At 42.4% G+C, this 16,643-nt stretch carries 19 protein-coding genes, 2 pseudogenes and 1 riboswitch; of the genes and pseudogenes, 8 read left to right on the top strand and 13 right to left on the bottom strand.

Annotated elements, in window-relative coordinates; genetic code table 11:
* The first annotated feature begins 16 nt into the window (after window positions 1-16).
* Both KTG14_RS15145 and nhaC read left to right on the top strand, forming a co-directional pair.
* The gene (locus KTG14_RS15145) at window positions 17-535 is read left to right on the top strand and encodes a DinB family protein (RefSeq protein WP_216971676.1); all 519 of its coding nucleotides are present in this window, start codon (window positions 17-19) and stop codon (window positions 533-535) included.
* Window positions 536-858: 323 nt separating this feature from the next.
* The gene (gene nhaC, locus KTG14_RS15140) at window positions 859-2,253 is read left to right on the top strand and encodes a Na+/H+ antiporter NhaC (protein WP_216971675.1); all 1,395 of its coding nucleotides are present in this window, start codon (window positions 859-861) and stop codon (window positions 2,251-2,253) included.
* Between the two features lie 69 nt (window positions 2,254-2,322).
* Here nhaC and KTG14_RS15135 read toward each other — a convergent pair whose 3' ends face one another.
* The 3 genes from KTG14_RS15135 to KTG14_RS15125 form a co-directional block, all read right to left on the bottom strand.
* Window positions 2,323-2,748: a hypothetical protein gene (locus KTG14_RS15135; protein WP_216971674.1), complete on the bottom strand. Its 426-nt coding sequence runs from the start codon at window positions 2,746-2,748 to the stop codon at window positions 2,323-2,325.
* Between the two features lie 80 nt (window positions 2,749-2,828).
* On the bottom strand, window positions 2,829-3,038 hold the full coding sequence (locus KTG14_RS15130; protein ID WP_216971673.1) for a helix-turn-helix domain-containing protein: 210 nt from the start codon (window positions 3,036-3,038) through the stop codon (window positions 2,829-2,831).
* Between the two features lie 9 nt (window positions 3,039-3,047).
* On the bottom strand, window positions 3,048-3,527 hold the full coding sequence (locus KTG14_RS15125) for a DUF2975 domain-containing protein (RefSeq protein WP_216971672.1): 480 nt from the start codon (window positions 3,525-3,527) through the stop codon (window positions 3,048-3,050).
* 351 nt (window positions 3,528-3,878) lie between these two features.
* Here KTG14_RS15125 and KTG14_RS15120 point away from each other — a divergent pair, with 351 nt between their 5' ends.
* From KTG14_RS15120 to KTG14_RS15110, 3 genes are read left to right on the top strand one after another with little or no spacing between them, the layout of a single operon-like run.
* Window positions 3,879-4,844 (top strand): thiamine pyrophosphate-dependent dehydrogenase E1 component subunit alpha, encoded by a 966-nt coding sequence (locus tag KTG14_RS15120; RefSeq protein WP_216971712.1) that lies wholly within the window; start codon window positions 3,879-3,881, stop codon window positions 4,842-4,844.
* A gap of 22 nt (window positions 4,845-4,866) precedes the next feature.
* Window positions 4,867-5,889 (top strand): alpha-ketoacid dehydrogenase subunit beta, encoded by a 1,023-nt coding sequence (locus KTG14_RS15115; RefSeq protein WP_216971671.1) that lies wholly within the window; start codon window positions 4,867-4,869, stop codon window positions 5,887-5,889.
* 14 nt (window positions 5,890-5,903) lie between these two features.
* Complete coding sequence (locus KTG14_RS15110; RefSeq protein ID WP_216971670.1) at window positions 5,904-6,353, top strand: biotin/lipoyl-containing protein; 450 nt, start codon at window positions 5,904-5,906, stop codon at window positions 6,351-6,353.
* 187 nt (window positions 6,354-6,540) lie between these two features.
* Here KTG14_RS15110 and KTG14_RS15105 read toward each other — a convergent pair whose 3' ends face one another.
* On the bottom strand, window positions 6,541-7,500 hold the full coding sequence (locus KTG14_RS15105) for an ABC transporter substrate-binding protein (RefSeq protein ID WP_216971669.1): 960 nt from the start codon (window positions 7,498-7,500) through the stop codon (window positions 6,541-6,543).
* Window positions 7,497-8,039, bottom strand: a complete 543-nt coding sequence (locus KTG14_RS15100) for a hypothetical protein (protein WP_216971668.1) — start codon at window positions 8,037-8,039, stop codon at window positions 7,497-7,499. The genes KTG14_RS15105 and KTG14_RS15100 overlap by 4 nt, the downstream gene beginning before the upstream one ends.
* Before the next feature lie 168 nt (window positions 8,040-8,207).
* Window positions 8,208-8,387, bottom strand: a riboswitch (cobalamin riboswitch).
* A gap of 189 nt (window positions 8,388-8,576) precedes the next feature.
* Between KTG14_RS15100 and KTG14_RS15095 the strand changes: the two genes are divergently transcribed.
* Together KTG14_RS15095 and KTG14_RS15090 are read left to right on the top strand one after the other, a co-directional pair.
* The gene (locus KTG14_RS15095; RefSeq protein ID WP_216971667.1) at window positions 8,577-8,825 is read left to right on the top strand and encodes a PF20097 family protein; all 249 of its coding nucleotides are present in this window, start codon (window positions 8,577-8,579) and stop codon (window positions 8,823-8,825) included.
* Window positions 8,826-8,996: 171 nt separating this feature from the next.
* Entirely contained in the window at window positions 8,997-9,494 is a 498-nt protein-coding gene (locus tag KTG14_RS15090) for a ferritin (protein ID WP_121300527.1), read from the top strand.
* 67 nt (window positions 9,495-9,561) lie between these two features.
* Here KTG14_RS15090 and KTG14_RS15085 read toward each other — a convergent pair whose 3' ends face one another.
* From KTG14_RS15085 to KTG14_RS15050, 8 genes and pseudogenes are all read right to left on the bottom strand, one after another.
* Entirely contained in the window at window positions 9,562-9,972 is a 411-nt protein-coding gene (locus KTG14_RS15085) for a hypothetical protein (RefSeq protein ID WP_216971666.1), read from the bottom strand.
* A 181-nt stretch (window positions 9,973-10,153) separates the two neighbouring features.
* On the bottom strand, window positions 10,154-10,468 hold the full coding sequence (locus tag KTG14_RS15080) for a hypothetical protein (RefSeq protein WP_216971665.1): 315 nt from the start codon (window positions 10,466-10,468) through the stop codon (window positions 10,154-10,156).
* A gap of 224 nt (window positions 10,469-10,692) precedes the next feature.
* A complete protein-coding gene (locus tag KTG14_RS15075; RefSeq protein WP_216971664.1) occupies window positions 10,693-11,016 on the bottom strand; it encodes a ribonuclease E inhibitor RraB in 324 nt (107 codons plus the stop codon).
* Window positions 11,017-11,156: 140 nt separating this feature from the next.
* A complete protein-coding gene (locus KTG14_RS15070; RefSeq protein WP_216971663.1) occupies window positions 11,157-11,921 on the bottom strand; it encodes an alpha/beta fold hydrolase in 765 nt (254 codons plus the stop codon).
* Window positions 11,922-12,543: 622 nt separating this feature from the next.
* Entirely contained in the window at window positions 12,544-13,374 is an 831-nt protein-coding gene (locus KTG14_RS15065) for a GNAT family N-acetyltransferase (RefSeq protein WP_216971662.1), read from the bottom strand.
* A 384-nt stretch (window positions 13,375-13,758) separates the two neighbouring features.
* Entirely contained in the window at window positions 13,759-13,983 is a 225-nt protein-coding gene (locus KTG14_RS15060) for a helix-turn-helix transcriptional regulator (protein WP_216971661.1), read from the bottom strand.
* The gene (locus tag KTG14_RS15055; RefSeq protein ID WP_216971660.1) at window positions 13,970-14,329 is read right to left on the bottom strand and encodes a DUF3796 domain-containing protein; all 360 of its coding nucleotides are present in this window, start codon (window positions 14,327-14,329) and stop codon (window positions 13,970-13,972) included. Before KTG14_RS15055 ends, KTG14_RS15060 begins: the two co-directional genes overlap by 14 nt.
* A gap of 218 nt (window positions 14,330-14,547) precedes the next feature.
* Window positions 14,548-15,020, bottom strand: a pseudogene (locus tag KTG14_RS15050) (transposase); the annotation flags it as partial.
* Between the two features lie 1,431 nt (window positions 15,021-16,451).
* Here KTG14_RS15050 and KTG14_RS15045 point away from each other — a divergent pair.
* Window positions 16,452-16,643 (top strand): annotated as a pseudogene (locus KTG14_RS15045) (3' terminal RNA ribose 2'-O-methyltransferase Hen1); the annotation flags it as partial.

The raw sequence follows: 16,643 nt of genomic DNA, 5'->3' as shown, positions 1-16,643 counted from the left end.
AAAAGGAGGCGGCAGAATGGACTACCGGATCAAAGAGCAACCGGGCTACTCGCCGAAAATCGGTGAACTTGTCTCGATGCTCGAGTATACACGTGCGGTTACATTGGTAGATTTGGAAGGCTTGTCGACCGAAGAGCTTGACTACTTGGCTGACGGGCATTCGAATTCGATTGGGGCGCTATTGATGCATATGGCGGCGATTGAATTTGTCCACCAAGTCATCGCGTTTGAAAACCGCGACTTGACGGAGCAAGAGCTGGAGCAATGGATTGTCCCGCTTGAACTGGGGGATAAGGCGAGAAGTGAAATCCGTGGCCATCCGCTTGATTATTACTTGGCTGAATTAAAAAAGGTCCGGGACCACACACTATCGCTTATGGAAAATGTCGACGATAGCTGGTTGTACGAAGAAGGGCAGTACTTTAACGGAGTTGTCTACAATAAGTATTTTCTCTGGTTTCATGTTGTGGAAGATGAAACGAGCCACCGGGGGCAGATCCGGATCCTCAAGCGAATGTTGGAGAATCGAAAGTAGCGGTTGGATTGTCAACCGCAACTAGCCGCTTGACTTATTCCGGGGAGATGCTAAGATGTAAAGCAATTGCAAAATACAACGACGAATAAGTTGAATGATGAATGAGTAGACTCATTGCGCGCAGCACAAAGAGACTGGACGGAGGGTGGAAGTCCAGGCAGCAATCGGGGTGAATTACGCCATCTGCAGTTTCAACGGTCAATTGAGTGGATGTTCCAAAGCGGAAGATCAACTAGGGTGGTAACGCGGAGAAAACCTTCGTCCCTTTTTTTAGGGATGAGTGGTTTTCTTTTTTTATTTTCACAATACAGGAGGAACTGGACATGTTTCATATTAAAGCGATTTTATCACCCAGCACGAAAGAAGCGGCAGCACTTGTCGCGCTTATTGTGGCCATCATTAGTTTCAGCATCATCCGATTCGAAGCGGCGCCGCATGTGCCGATTTTGTTATCGATTCTTTTATTGATGTGCTACGGCTTATTAAAGAAACTATCTTACCGCGAACTGGAGCGAGGGTTGATCGAAGGTGCTGGCGCGGGAATGGGTGCCGTGTTCTTGTTCTTCTTCATCGGCATCCTCATCAGCAGTTGGATGATGAGCGGGACGATCCCGACTTTGATCTATGCCGGATTCAGCCTGGTGACGCCATTATTTTTCTTTGCGGTGGTCTTTGTCGTCACGGCGATCATCGGGCTGTCTGTCGGCAGTTCCTTGACGACGGTGGCGACGGTGGGTGTTCCGTTGATCGGCATCGCCGGAGCGCTGGATTTGTCGTTGGCTATCACGGCAGGCGCAATCGTCTCGGGCGCTTTTTTCGGGGACAAGATGTCGCCGTTATCGGATACGACCAATTTGGCCGCTTCCATTGTCGGTGTGGATCTCTTTGAACACATCCGCAATATGGGGTGGACGACGATTCCCGCCTTTGTCTTGACCTTGATTTTCTTCGGCCTGTTATCGCCTTCGGTGACCTTGGACCACACTGAGGATATTGCGCTATTCCGGGAAGGTTTACTTGAGACAGGCTTGATCCATTGGTATGCCGTAACGCCACTCATTATCTTGATTGTCTTGACCGTATTCAAAGTGCCTGCCGTTTTGACTTTAGCGGCGAGTTCAGTAGTCGCGCTTGCTGTTTCTTTGTTTCATCAGAGCTTGCAAGCCTCATCGATGCTGGGCATCTTGTTCGCTGGCTACAAATCGTCAACGGGCATTGACGAAATCGATGCATTGCTCTCAAGAGGTGGCATGGAAAGCATGTTCTTCACCATCGCATTGGTACTCCTCGCCCTTAGCATGGGTGGCTTATTATTCAAACTCGGCATTATTCAAAGCCTGCTGGCGAAAATCGAAAGCCTGCTGAAGAAAGTGTCTTCTGTCATCGTCGCGTCGGCGTTAACGGCAATCGGCACGAATATCCTCGTCGGGGAACAATACTTATCGATCTTGCTGACGGGGCAAGCGTTCAGTGAATCGTACGAAAAAGTTGGATTGGCCGGGAAGAACTTGAGCCGCGTCATGGAAGATGCGGGAACGGTCGTCAATCCGCTCGTACCGTGGAGCGTCTGCGGGATTTTCATCGCGTCGGTGTTGGACGTTTCGACATTGGAATACTTGCCGTTTGCGTTCTTCTGCTTGCTGTCTCCTCTTCTGACGGTGTTGCTCGGAGTGAGCGGAAAAACGTTGACGTATATTGAAAAAGCTCCAGTAAAGTGAATAGTAAAGAAGCCAAAAGGCTGTCTACAAAGTCATGAAGATGACTTGGAGACAGCCTTTTTTATATTTCTACGAATTAATGATTTCGGTGCGATGCCGGGAACCGGGTTTGCGCTTGCTGAAAACACCGTACAAGCCAAGTGCTAGTTGAATAAAACTGAGGGCAAAAAAGAACACGAGCGGCAAATACCATTCCCCGAGCAACACGATTGGCAATGCAGCACTTAACAATAACAGTACCCCTAAACAAAGATTGGCCACGAAAAATGTTCGGGGTTTCCGAATAAACCCATAAACCGCTGTCACAGCGTTTCCGATTCCAAACACAATCATTCCATACATAGCTAAAGCGGACCAACTAGTAAAAGGCATGACGCCGACCCACTCGGGTGGAAATTCTACGAAAACCCCCATGACCGGCAGCATGGAAATGCCCATAAAAAACGCGCCTAACGACATTGCTAGATTAAATGCAGCGACCAGTTTTGTCAGCAAGATCTTTTCCTCCTTTGTGTTCGAAGAATGAGCGAGATGCTCTGAAATTTCCTGTTTCCAAAAAGCGAAGGAAGTTTAGTCTACTCTTCCTCCCGGTATTCGAATACGTCTCCAGGCTGGCAGTCGAGCACTTTACAGATGGCTTCGAGTGTGGAGAAGCGGATCGCTTTCGCTTTGCCGTTTTTCAGGATGGACAAATTGGGCATGGTGACGCCGACTTTTTCGGATAGCTCGGTCATGCTCATTTTGCGCTTAGCAAGCATGACGTCGAGATTTATGATGATTGGCATGGTATCACCTCAGACCGTAAGATCGTTTTCTGATTTGATGTCGATGGCGTGCGTCAGCAGCTTCTGCAAAACCGCTGCAAAAACGGCGATGACAAAGGCAGCAAAGCCGATGCCAGCGCCCATCAAGATGAGGCCTGGCGCATCGTCGATTTCTGCGATCATGTAAAACAGCGGCATCGCGAGAAAATAGATGCCCGTGATCGCAAGGGCGCACAGCTTGATGTTTTTGATCGCCTTCACTGAGCGCACAGAAAAGGCGGTATTGTCATCGATGAAACTCAGCAATTTAAATGTCTGGTACAGCGCCAGGAAATAAGCGATTGCGGTTGCGTAAAGCATGACGATAAAGACATACTGCAGAAATGCCAACTGGTCTGGCCCGTCCTGAATGATGCTCGATAGCGGCAGCACCACGAAGATGCAAAGCGCAATGACCGGCAGCGCCATAAGGAACAGCACCACTTTCAAAAACAAAGTCTCCCGTTTCATAAAACACACCTCTTTGCTTGTTAATAACCAAAGTATAGCGATTTATTTATCGTTTATCAATAAATAATTACTGTTTAGCGATATTACAATTTTGAAAGAGAGCGATGGATAGATGCGTTTTAAATTAGTTTTTTTAAGTTTTGCCTGTTGAATAAAGATAATCACCTTAATTGTAAATTCTCTAGTCTTTTATTATCAGAATATTGAAATATATGATGAAACGCAGTACACTTAGAGTGTTTAGGCCTATGGAATTTGTCGCACGCCATCCGAATTTATAGAGTGAAAAAAGGAGGAGTAGCAGTGACTAAGTTCGAAGAAAAACAGCCTTCCGTATCTGTCGACAAGCTGATGTGGATGTACGAGCAAATGGTCAAGATTCGCTATTACGAAGACCAGATGGTGGAGGCGTACACGGAAGGCAAGTCGCCGGTGTTCAATATCGGCAAAGGCCCTGTGCCGGGTGAAATGCACCTCGCGACCGGCCAGGAACCGGCCGCAGCAGGCATGATGGTGCATTTGACGAAAGACGATACGGTAACCGCGCCTCATCGTCCGCATCACCACGCAATTGCCAAAGGTGTCGACTTGAAGAAAATGACGGCAGAGATTTTCGGCAAGGAAACAGGACTTGGAAAAGGAAAAGGCGGGCATATGCATTTGTTCGACCCGCAAGCGAAGTTTTCGTGCGGCGGCATTGTCGCAGCCGGGATTCCGCATGCGGTCGGCGCGGCTATGGCCAATAAAATGAAAGGAAAAGACTGGGTCGCCGTGGCATTCATCGGTGAAGGCGCGGCGAATGCCGGTGCGTTTCATGAATCGCTGAATTTGGCGGCGCTGTGGAATTTACCGCTCATCATCGTCGTCGAAGACAATTCTTACGGCATCTCGATACCGAAAACGGCATCGACTTCAGTCGAATCAAACGATCTGCGCGCTTCGGCATATGGCGTTGCGGGTGCTTATGTAAAAGACAACGATCCGGTTGCGATGTACAAAGCCGCAGAAGAAGCGGTCAACCGTGCGCGCAACGGACAGGGTCCGACGATCATCGAAATCGAGACTTTCCGGTTCCTTGGCCATTTCCAAGGCGATCCGGAATTGTACCGCGACAAACAGGAAGTTCCCGGACTCCGCGCGCGAGATCCGATTATGAAACTGCGCCAGCAGCTCTTGGATGCGGAACATGTGAATGAACCGGAACTGGAAGAAATCGAAGCTCGTGCCAAAAAAGAAGTGGACGAAGCTTACCAATTCGCACGCGACAGCGACTACCCGAAGCCTGAAGCCGCCTTAGATGACGTCTTTACATCTTAATCCGAAAAGGAGAGATTCCGAAATGGAGACAGCGAAAAAAAGGGTGCTGACGGGTAACAAAGCGATGGCGGAAGCGATTGCCCAGGAGATGGAGAACGACAAAAATGTATTCGTGCTTGGTGAAGATATCGGGAAGTACGGCGGCATTTTCGGATCGACGCAAGGCTTGATGGAGAAATTCGGGCCGGAACGTGTGCTTGATACGCCGATTTCCGAGACGGCGTTTATCGGCGCGGCAATCGGGGCAGCGGCAGAAGGCATGCGGCCAATTGCGGAATTGATGTTCGTCGATTTCTTCGGCGTCTGCATGGACCAGATCTATAACCATATGGCGAAGATTCCGTATATGTCCGGTGGCAATGTACGGTTGCCGATGGTGCTCATGACTTCGGTCGGCGGCGGTTATAGCGACGCTGCGCAGCACTCGCAGACTTTGTATGCGACATTTGCCCATATGCCGGGGATGAAAGTGGTCGCGCCGAGTACACCGTATGACTTAAAAGGCATGATGACGTCCGCGATCCGTGACGACAATCCGGTCGTTTTCATGTTCCATAAATCGCTTCAAGGACTCGGCTGGATGGATCAGCTCGATTATGCGATCGGTCATGTACCAGAAGATTCGTATATCGTGCCGCTCGACAAGGCGAATGTGATGCGCGAAGGCAAAGACGTAACCATCGTCGGTATCCAGATGATGACGCATTATGCGATGGAAGCGGCAGAGCGATTGGCACAAGATGGCATCGAAGCGGAAGTTATCGACCTGCGCTCCTTGGCGCCGATCGATAAAGACACCATCCTCAATTCAGTGAAGAAAACGCATCGGCTGGTCGTCGTCGATGAAGATTACCGTTCATATGGCATGACTGCTGAAATCGCGGCCATCGTCTCGGAAGAAGCACTCTATGAACTCGAATCGCCAATCAAGCGCTTGGCAATTCCGGATGTGCCGATTCCGTACAGCCATGTACTCGAAGATTTTGTTTTGCCAGGCCCGGATAAAATCGTCGAGACAGTCAAACAGATGATGGATGAAGCGTAAGAGGAGGCTAGGGAATGCATGATGTAACGTTGCCGAAGCTATCTGAAGATACGGATAAGAGCTTGATTGTCCTATGGTTCGTGGACGAAGGCGATTACGTCGAAGAAGGCGCCGTGTTGTGTGAAGTCCAGACGGAAAAAGCGGTGTCAGAAATTCGTGCCGAAACGAGCGGAACGGTGAAGAAAATCCATGTGAAGCGCGGAGATTCCGTCAAAGCCAGCACGTTGCTTGCAGTTATCGACCCAAAAGGCAAAGCAGCCAGTAACATAGGTACTGCTGAGAAAGTCCACCTCGAACAAGCGGAGGAAAACGAAGCGTCACAAGAGACCGCGAGCTTTACCCGCGTGTCGCCGAGACTTCGCCATCTCGCGAAAGAACTGAGCGTTAAACTTGAAGACATTAAAGGCACTGGAAAGGGTGGGGCGATTACCGAGCAGGACATCCGCGATGAATCGGGATTGTGAATAGAAAAAAGGCGCACCCGACTTGATCGGTTGCGCCTTTTTTATTGATGAATAGATTATTCATCCCCTCTGAAACAGAGCGAGAACAGCACTTGTGCCATTGTGCCATTATTACGCGCGACTTTATAAGCAGTGAAATAGCTTGAAAAATGTCTGTGCTTATTGAGTGAAGCGTGAATGAATAGTCTTATTCCATTATTTCCGGATACACCGTTTCCGCAACTAACTGCACGGCTTCGCCAATGCGCGGCCCAGGGCGGGAAGTGATGTCGGAATCGATGAAATGCACTTCGCCGTTCTCGATCGCTTCAACAGCCGACCAGCTGTCGCGTGCTTCGATATCACCGACGGCATCCTCCACGTAAGACACGGTCGTCAAGATGACTTCCGGATCGCGGGTGATGACTTCTTCTTCAGAGATATTCGGCCAGCCTTCCAGATCATCAAAAACGTTGGTCACTTGGGCGTGGTTCAGAATCTCTTGCTGGAACGTCGATTTTCCGGTTGTGTAAATTTCAGGGGACGGGCTGATTTCCACGTATACTTCTTTTTGTTCTTCGACCGCTGCAAGGCGTTCTTGGACATCTTCGATTTGCGTTTGGATGTCTTCAATCACTTCAGCGCCTTGTTCTTCCTTGGCAAGAACAGAGGCGATTTGTTCGATATCGCCGTATACTTCGTCGAATGAAGTAGCCGATTCAATAACGAATACCGGAATATCGGCATCTTCAAGCTGGGAAAGGGCAGGTGGCGCTTCGCCGGTTGAATAAGCCAGGACGACATCCGGGTCGAGCTGGATGATTTTCTCGGCATTGAATTCAACGGAATCACTGACGCGTTCGATGTCCTGTGCCGCTTCCGGGTAGTTGTCATAGTCAGTTACGCCGACCAATTGATCACCGGCATCAAGTGCAAAGACGATCTCGGTGTTGCTCGGGATGAGTGACACGATCGTTTCAGGCGCTTGTTCGAATTCGAGTTCTTCGCCGCGGTCATCGGTGACGGTGTACGGTGTGTCGCTTGCCGTTTCAGTGGATGCTTGTTCGGTCGCATCTTCTGTTGCCGGTGCTTCGGCAGCGTCATCTTGGCAAGCACCGAGTGTTAAAACGAGTGGAATGCTGAGTAAGAGAAATGATTTGATTTTCACGAGTGAGTCTCCTTTTTCTTCATGCGTTTTGTTGGATAAGATTTGCTGACGAACGGGATTTCATCGACGCCGTGCTGTTTATTGGCATAGACGGCCATCACGAAAAAGACATTGGCGAGCAGGTTGGCGTAGTCCATCAAATGCTCCGGCACTGCGCGCTCAAGCGTCACGTAGTGAAGGGCGCGTACTGACTTTTTCGCTTCACTGCGGCATACGTGAAGAATGCACGCACCATGCGTTCCTTGCGGCAGGACGAATTGATCGATTTCCTCTTTCACTTCCGCGACGTAGCGGTCATACAAACTGCTGAGATCGGCGAGGTCTTGTTCGGTAATCGCCAGTTTCCCGCGCACTGAACCGTTCAAGTGGTAAACCATCGGCTGCAGGTAGCGCAAATCGTCGATGATTTGAGGGACATCATTGACCGCAATGGCTTCTCCGATTCGTGTCGTCAAGGAATCGGTGCGGATCTCGAAATCGACTGTTGAAGCGCTTTCCCTCATGAACGGGTAGCACAAATAGCGCATGTCTTTTTTCATCTGTTCACCTCCAAAATAATGTCCGTAAATATCAGCAGACGTATCGCTTTCAAAAAAGAGACAAAAAAAGCCACTCTCAACGAAGAGAGTGGCACGATTGCGAATATCCAGCACAAAGCTGTCCATAGGAAAAAGTTGCCGTAAATCCTCTTATCTTCCGAAGAGCAAAAATACGTTCAGAAAAAGGTAGGTCTCCTGGCTTGTGCATCGCTTTACTCTAAGGCCTTCCCGGGTCTCCCCAGTGGCATCTCTTATTTCATACGCACTTACAGTTGCGGAAACAGCTCCGGATTTTCACCGGATTCCCTGTTACGCTGACGAATCAGCACCTTTTTCCTGCATGATTATTTACTTAGTTTCAGTGTAGCACTTTTGTTTTGGATTTAGGAGAGGATAATGAAATTGTTTGTAGCTTAAGTAAAAAGGCTAGAGGGGGGCTTAAGAGCTTTTATGAGTTTGGCATATTGGTAAACAAAAAGGGTAATTGAACAATAGTACGGAAAATGAGTGTTTTTTATAACCTTAAGGAGGGGGATCATGGAAAATCATAGCGGCCTAACATGCCCATTTTGCCAATCGGTAATGAAAAAAGGATTTATCCAGAGTGGCACAAGACTCGCGTGGGTGCCGAAAGTATCCAAACTGAGTGCTGAACCGAGCCTGACTAAAGGTTCTGTATTGTTATCGGAACAAAGCCGTTTTTCCATCAACCATGTCGATGCTTTTCTGTGTGAATCATGCAAGAAGGTCGTCATTGATTATGAAGGTAATGAACAAGAACAATAACATGTATTCACTTGAGGAAAATAGCAGATCAGTTTTTCCATCAAAATAAGAAAAAGAGCAGCGACGTCGTTGCTCTTTTTTTGTTTGAATAAATGAAGTGTTCAAGTCATTTATTGATTAATAAATACACGTGCTATAATGGCGCTATACAAGATAGAGGAGGAGTTCAACATGTTACCAACAAATTTGACAGAAGCGTTAAACGCTCAATTCAATAACGAACTTCAAGCCGCACACGCGTACACAGCGATGGCCTCGTACTTTTCAGGAAAAGGGTATCACGGATTTGCCAACTTCTACTTGATCCAATCACGAGAAGAACATGTACACGCGATGAAATTCTATCATTACTTGGTGACAATGGATGAACAGCCTGTACTCCAGGCGTTGACAGAACCAAGAAACGAATATGCAAATGCTCTGGATGTTGTGGAAGCATCACTTGCGCAGGAAAAGTCAGTGACGGCAAACATATATAAATTGGTAAGCTTGGCCGATGAACTGCAGGAACATGCTACGCTTTCATTTTTGGATTGGTTCATTGAAGAACAAATGGAAGAAGAAAAAATGTTCCGGGACATGATCATTCGCATAAAAGGCATTGAAGAAGGCGGCGAGTATTTCCTGAAAATGGACGACGAGTTTGCGGCAAGAAAATTGGAAGAATAATAGGCTAGAAAACAAACAGCACACGGCTTAGCGTGTGCTGTTTGTTTTCATGGAAAGAAGTGGTGAGCTATTGAAGAAAATCGGATTCTACCGATGTAATTTGACCGCTATTTGAGTAATCAAATAGTAATCGGTCTTGCTCTTTAAGTTGAGGATCTTCTGAAATCAATAACACAGCATATTGTTCTCCATCAGTGATAGTAGCGGGGAGCTTGCTGATTTTGTTTTTCTCCCACTCTTTGGGAGAGTTCACATTGGAATCATTGAGCAAATAAGCTTCTTTTATTGAAATGCCGCCAACTTTAACGGATGCTAACTTTGTGCCGTTAGGGATATCTTGAGGGGTAAAAACAATTTTCATGTAGTGGTCGGAGGCTTGCTGGTATTCTGAGATCTCAGTGACCAAGAAATCTGCTTCATTAGAACAACCTGACATCAAAAATAGTACTCCGAATACCCCGATGATAGACTTTTTCATATAGTTCCTCCAAAAGAATTTTGGTTTGTCTCCGTTTACCAAGGTTGTTTAAATGAACCTTCGGGTTAGTGTAGCTGCGGATGAGATAGCAAGCACAGCAAGATGACTAACATAAGACGCTAAGAAACTTTTTTTACACATTCGCTCCCATATTTACAGCGGCTGCTCTCAAAGAAAGCTATTAAGAGCTTGGAAAGTAAGAAGTGAGGTCGTATATTTCAAACAGAGAGCGATCATCATTTAGCAAAACTTCATAAGTGTATTCTTTTCCCTGCTCATTTTTCACGATAACTACATACCTTCCTTGACCATAATTATAGTTAGTACCACCGTGAAATAAAGGCTCATTTTCATCATAAGACTTTGCTACTTCTACAGATGCATAATGAAAGACAGCCATTTCATTTTCTTTATGCTCACTATACAGATATGTCGACCCAACGATGATTCCGATAAGCAATACAGAGATGAAAAATATAGCGAAGATTCTTTTCATGAACTGTGCTCCTAGGTTTTATTTTACGGCTGCTTTTAATTATTTACGAATACTGATAATGGCCGATTGTCGATACTGTCCTTATTTTCTATTACAATAAGTACTTCAAAAAAATTGGCTGGCACGGACCCAGTGAAATACCGAGCTCATGACAGCCAATTCGCTTCATAGCCTTAAACTCTAGCTTTAAGGGCTCGCTAGCTACCCAATCACTTTTTTTCACGTTAGTTAACCATTAGTCCCCATCCCTCTGTGTATCCATCATAGGGCTTACATAATTCGTCCAATCGTTTTTGTATCGCAATTATCTCTTCGTACTTTAAAAGCATGGTGATATAACAATAACAAGTCCATTCTTCCATTTCATCATCTTGTTCTAATTCACAAGTAAATCCATTACTTCTTAAAGTTTCTAAAACAGCTTCACCATTCTCTCTATCCGGAACTGCTATCACAAAATCAAGGTTTTGTGGTTCTTTAAAATCGACACCTTGTTTATATAACATTTTCAATACTTGTCCATCTTCATCCTTAGGAAATACTGCCATGTTTTCGTCTCCTTCAGTTCTTGAGTAGTGAATTATTTCTCGTTAATTTTTTACCGCTTTTTACAATTAAACTACTTCATTAGGAAGGTAATCAAGAAAAAACGTCGATCATTTTAATTAATAGTCAGGTTCATAAATTGTCATGATTCATCGTGACTTAAAGAATGATCATTTTCTAACCAATCAACAATCAAATCTACGATGATTTTTTGTTGTTCACTAACGGTGATCTGCGCTTCATTGTCGCCGGATTGACTCCCATATACGCCGAAATACGCGTGATTTCCGCCTGGAATTTCAATGAAATCTGTTGTTTCCGGCAAGTTCGAGCTGTTTTCCTTAATTTTTTCAGGCGTACTTAAGCCGTCTTCTGAACCGCTTATGGATAAAACGGGTAAGGTGGATTCGCTTAAATAATCATTGCTTGCTGCGTATGCCCCGAGTAATATGAGCCCGTTGACGCGATCTAAATGTTGATCGGCATACATAGCGGCTGCTGCGCCTCCCATGGAATGGCCCGAAACATACCATTCGATGCTGTCGTCACTTTCTATTATTTCATCAGCTTTTGACACATCTAGAATTGATAAATTTAATCTGACTGAAGGGATGGCGACTGTGATATTTTGCTTTGATAATTCTTGTGCCAAATAGCCGTATGCTTCAGGTTCAACTTTTGCGCCGGGATAGAGGATTAACCCTTTGTCTGCATTTTCTGCTCTATAGATATACCATCCGTCCTCAGATTCTATAACTCCCTCCATTTCGATTTGATCAGCATCTATCGCTTCAAATGTATTTTGAGACCATATGAAAAAGATAGTGAAGCTTAGAATTACAAGTAAAGCCAGTGTGAAAAGCGAGATGAATAGGGTTTTTTTGTTTAGAAATTTTTTCATCATCATTACCGAATTATTCCTAATCCAATCAAGTAGAAAGATAGAGACAATCCACTAATTAAAATTATGAATAATTTTCCTTTCTGGATTTTTTTGAAATACTCATTTAATTCGAATTAAATTAATCTTTCGTTCAACTCAAGTGTGAGCATTAGAGGATTATTTACACATATTAAAAATAAAATATAATCCACGTATTGTGTTTTTTAATGAAATTAAACTATATGTTGTTTTGGAATCAAAAGTATAATGGAATCGCAAAGAGAACAATAAAGGGGAAATGTTATTCATATGATAAAACGTATTTTGAAAAAACTCCCTAAGATGCAAGAACATCTTAAGGGAGTAAAGAAAAGTTTGTATACATTATAATAATCTTTTCTCTCTGTGATGAACAGATGGAATTTAAGTCTAAACCAGAATGTCCATGCTCTTCCATCTCTAACCGTAGACAGTCGCTTGATTCAAAGCCAAATGCGAATTTGTATCATTCACCCCACAAGCAGTTAAAGGAAATACAAAACAAAATAATAGTGTAAACCAAAGACTCAGTTTAATAATTTTAACAGGACTATTATGGTTATGTTCAGCTTTCGACTTGTTATTCAAAGATTTATGAAACGAACATTTATTCATCGATTTTATTCTCCCTTAGCATGGTCCACATAGGTTGATTAATAACGGATAGGTTCATTTCATCAAGTATCTTAAACCCAAACCGCTCGTATAAACGAACATTACTTTCTGTTTCGGTTTCCAAATAAATTGGAAGTTTGGCTTCATCTGTCATTGCTATGAGTTCTTTAAGTAATTTCCCTCCATGTCCTTCTCCTTGATTTTCTGAAGCTACGCCTATAATTTGTAAATAGGCAAAAGATTTATTTTTCATGTGTTTTTTTCTAGTCTCATCAATAGGACTGAGTGCACCTGCTACCATCATAAATGATTTAAAGCCAATTGAGAAAAATGAGAAAATACTACCACTTCTAATCATGCGCCATAAACTCATATAGGTATATTCATCTTGAGTGATTGCCATAATGCCTTCAAACTTATCTGAAGAAGCGTAGACATCACCATATCTATAACAATATCTAATCATAAACTTAGCAACCGAAGTATATTTATATGAATTTTTCTCAGCGTCCCCAAATAATACTTTAAACAGCGGATCTTCTTTAAAGGCATCTGCTAAAACTACCGTCGCTTGCCTAATTTCATCCTTATTAACTTTATGAAGATTTTTAATTTCACCCATGGGAGTACTGCTTGTTCTGCCAGATGTCAATTTACTCGTTATGCTTTCAATAATTATGAATAAAGTAATTGTTATGACTGTACTTATTGCAATACTTGCCCATGGTGACTCCAAACCAAACAAAGGTGTAACGAACCTTCCGACCAACAGGCCTATGGCCACTGGAAATAAAACTTTTAATATAAGAGATTTGTTTTTCATTTAACATTAGCCTCCTTTACATCAATATCCTGTGTAGAATAGATATCTATAAACTTGGGCTTAGAATCGATTAGCTTTACAGATATGTCAGTCTCCTATTTAGAGACATATTTTTTCTTTATAATAGGGTTAATAGGTACTACTAGAAGACTAGGAATTCCAACACCTATCCCAAGACCAAATAATATTTTATCAACAACCATCCAGGTAGGCGTTGTCATTATAAAGAAAGTAACTGCTTGTCCTATTGCAAGACCTAATACAATTCGAAGTAAACTTTCTAATATTTTTTCTCTTTGATTTCTATAATTCGTCTTCTCCTTTTCTTTTAGAGCTCCAAAAGTAAAAACACTTTATTGCATTTTAGCAACGAGGAAATATCTCCTATTTTCCACAGCTGTTCTCATTGTTTACAATTTCAAATATGTCTTCTACGGTGCAACCAAAGACTTTAGAAATATCCATGGCTAGTTTCAAAGATGGATTATATCTTCCATTCTCCAAATTACCTATAGTCTCTCTCCTTACACCAACAGTCTTAGCTAGATCATCCTGTGTCATATCAAATTTCGCTCTATATTCTTTAATGTGAGTTTTAAATATTCTCATCTTTTGCACCATTGCTTTCCTTAATTTCATAGATGGCATGAGAAACTGCAAACGAAAGATTGCCGATTATAAAACCTAAAAATAGGCCCCAGTGAGTAAATTGCATATTTCTTGTTATTGTGACCAATATTATTGTAATCATCATTACAAATAGCAATATAAAAAAAGATATGGCTGAAGCTTTTAATAAATGCTCTTTGAACATTTCATCTGCAATCACATTAAAATAATATGCATATCCAAAGTATCCAAAGAACAAAAACAACAAATTATGCCCTGTGAAAAACCCTAAGAAACCTAATAAGCCTAATAAACTAAGGTATCCAAACTTATTTTTCTGTTTCATATTAAAACTCCTATGTGGTATATTTCTATCTTATTGTTATAAATATACCTCATAAGAGTTTTATTGTCATGATATCTGTTTATTAAAAATCATTAAGTAGAAAATTATTAAGCTTAAAATCATTCAGCTTTTTCCAAAGAAAAATCCACCGATTCTGCACCAGTGGATTCATATTTACTATTCAATTTCTTATATCCTTATATTCACATCTAAAAACCAATCCTTTTGTCGACAAAGGCTTTCAGCGCCTCTTCGCCCTGTCCGCTCATCACTTTTGTCATATTGGAAATGGTTTGTGGCGTTTAATAATGGCCGTACATCTTCTCGATCAGATCCGAGATCTCAGACATCGTCACGCCTTTTTGGAACATGTGGATGACAAACGACTCCAGCGTATCATTTAAGCGCTTGTAGGGTACGACCGTCTGTTGGTTGAATTCGCCATTTTGGTCACGTGGAATGGACAGATTTAAATCTCCGTACTTCCTATGCAGTCTCCGTGTGTAGGCACCGTTCCGCGAATTGTGCCCGAATTGAACCCAATGCGATTGTATTTCTCGTAATCCAGAAACGCTGTCAATTCTGTTTTCAAGAGTGTATTAACCGCCGTTTCCAAGTGCATTCGAAAAAATTCGGAGATGTCTTCTTTTTTTACTAGAGCTTGCATAATATCTGTTGTAAACTGAGTCATGGGGAAGGCCTATTTTCTGTAAATTGGTTGTGGTGACTTAATTCTACAAGAAAAGGTCTTCCTTTTTCTATTTATTCATTTACACAAGATATTTTACGCTCTCGTAGAAAGATATAGACATTTCAATAATTAGGAGTATTAATAATTTTCCTTTCTGGTTTTTTGAAAGTATTAATTTAATTCGTATTAAATTAAAGCTTCGTCCAACTTAAGTATGAATATTAAAGGGATGCAATTACTAATATGCAACAGTTAATTTTTCACTTTATCTTTGTAATAAAGGCTCAAGCGCAAAAAAAAGCAGTCGAATTTACTCTTGCCTAGAAGGTTTGCTAAACAACTTGCTCTTGAAGCCAAAAAATTTTGAGAGCAATTCGAAAGGTGCTTTATTTCTCTTTTTGCTCCGAATCTTTTCTATAGTTAGCTTTTAAGGTTGTATTAATATTAATTAAAGCCATTAATATAAAACCAAGCATTATGAAAGTTACAATTTCACCTGTGAAAAAAGATACAATCCCTAATATCATGGCGTATACCCCGTACCACCTATTGCCGTATCAGCTCAAAGATAAAACGAAAGGACAGACAAAAAAGAGTGGCCACAGCCACTCTTTTTTGAAGCGTTTACCCAACAATTGAGTTAGTTTGCTGAAATATTGTTTAAGTACTAGTAAAAAGGCTTTATACCTACAATACAAATATAGAAACGCCCAAAATAAATATCGTAGTGATCAACAGTAACTTAAAGTGTTCGGTTTTCTTATTAATTAACATTTCAACTAGCTGTACAACATTTGATAATCCTACGGAAAGGAGCATACTGAAAAGTAAAATATTCATGTTGTCTGGTGAAAGCCTCTCAGTCGTTAGCGCTGCCACAGAAACGAATATAACTCGAACGGCAAAGTAAGTTGCAACTACATTTGTAAAAAACTTTAAGAAAAAAACACCTTACTTTTTCTATACTCTGTTTGAATTTTACCTAATATCTTCACTTTCGCCACTTCACTCCTTCATTAATAATCTAATCGGTTTGTTTAAACTAACATGCCAGTAAATATTACATCAGAACACCGTTTACCGCTTTATTTAATTTTTCAATAAGGGGATTAAATCCTTATGAATCAATTAGTTATTGGGATTTTATCTTTATTAAGTGGAACATACGATTGCTAGCGATGTCTATACAAGAATATTATTCGGTTGTAAAAATAGAGATCGGAGTCAACCAATGAAAATTAGAAATAGTGTAAGGCGCGCTGCAGAAAATAAAATATAGTTAATATTAAGTTATAGAGTAAGAAGAAGTAGTAAACATCCTATTAGAAACGATGGTTTATAAGAGCGGGAGAAGAAAATTGAAATCTTCTTCTTTATATGATATATTTATGGTGTTATTCAGCATTTAAAGTAGGCAAAGGGGCGTTTATATTGCAATTAACTATTCGCACGACAGGAGACAATGTCAAAGCGGTCTCATACTTACTAGCAAAAAATCCAAATAATTTATACGAAAGAAATCAAAAAGGACATATGGTGCGCATGTTTTATAGCAAGTTTACCGATAAAGAGCTCGAGATGACCATTTTTGTTACGCCAGATCCGATTGAAATGAGCCAGAAT

The sequence above is a fragment of the Planococcus sp. CP5-4_YE genome, assembly GCF_019042655.1.
Classification (GTDB): domain Bacteria; phylum Bacillota; class Bacilli; order Bacillales_A; family Planococcaceae; genus Planococcus.
Note: the sequence above shows the minus strand (reverse complement) of the source record. Positions and strands in the feature narration are given on the sequence as shown.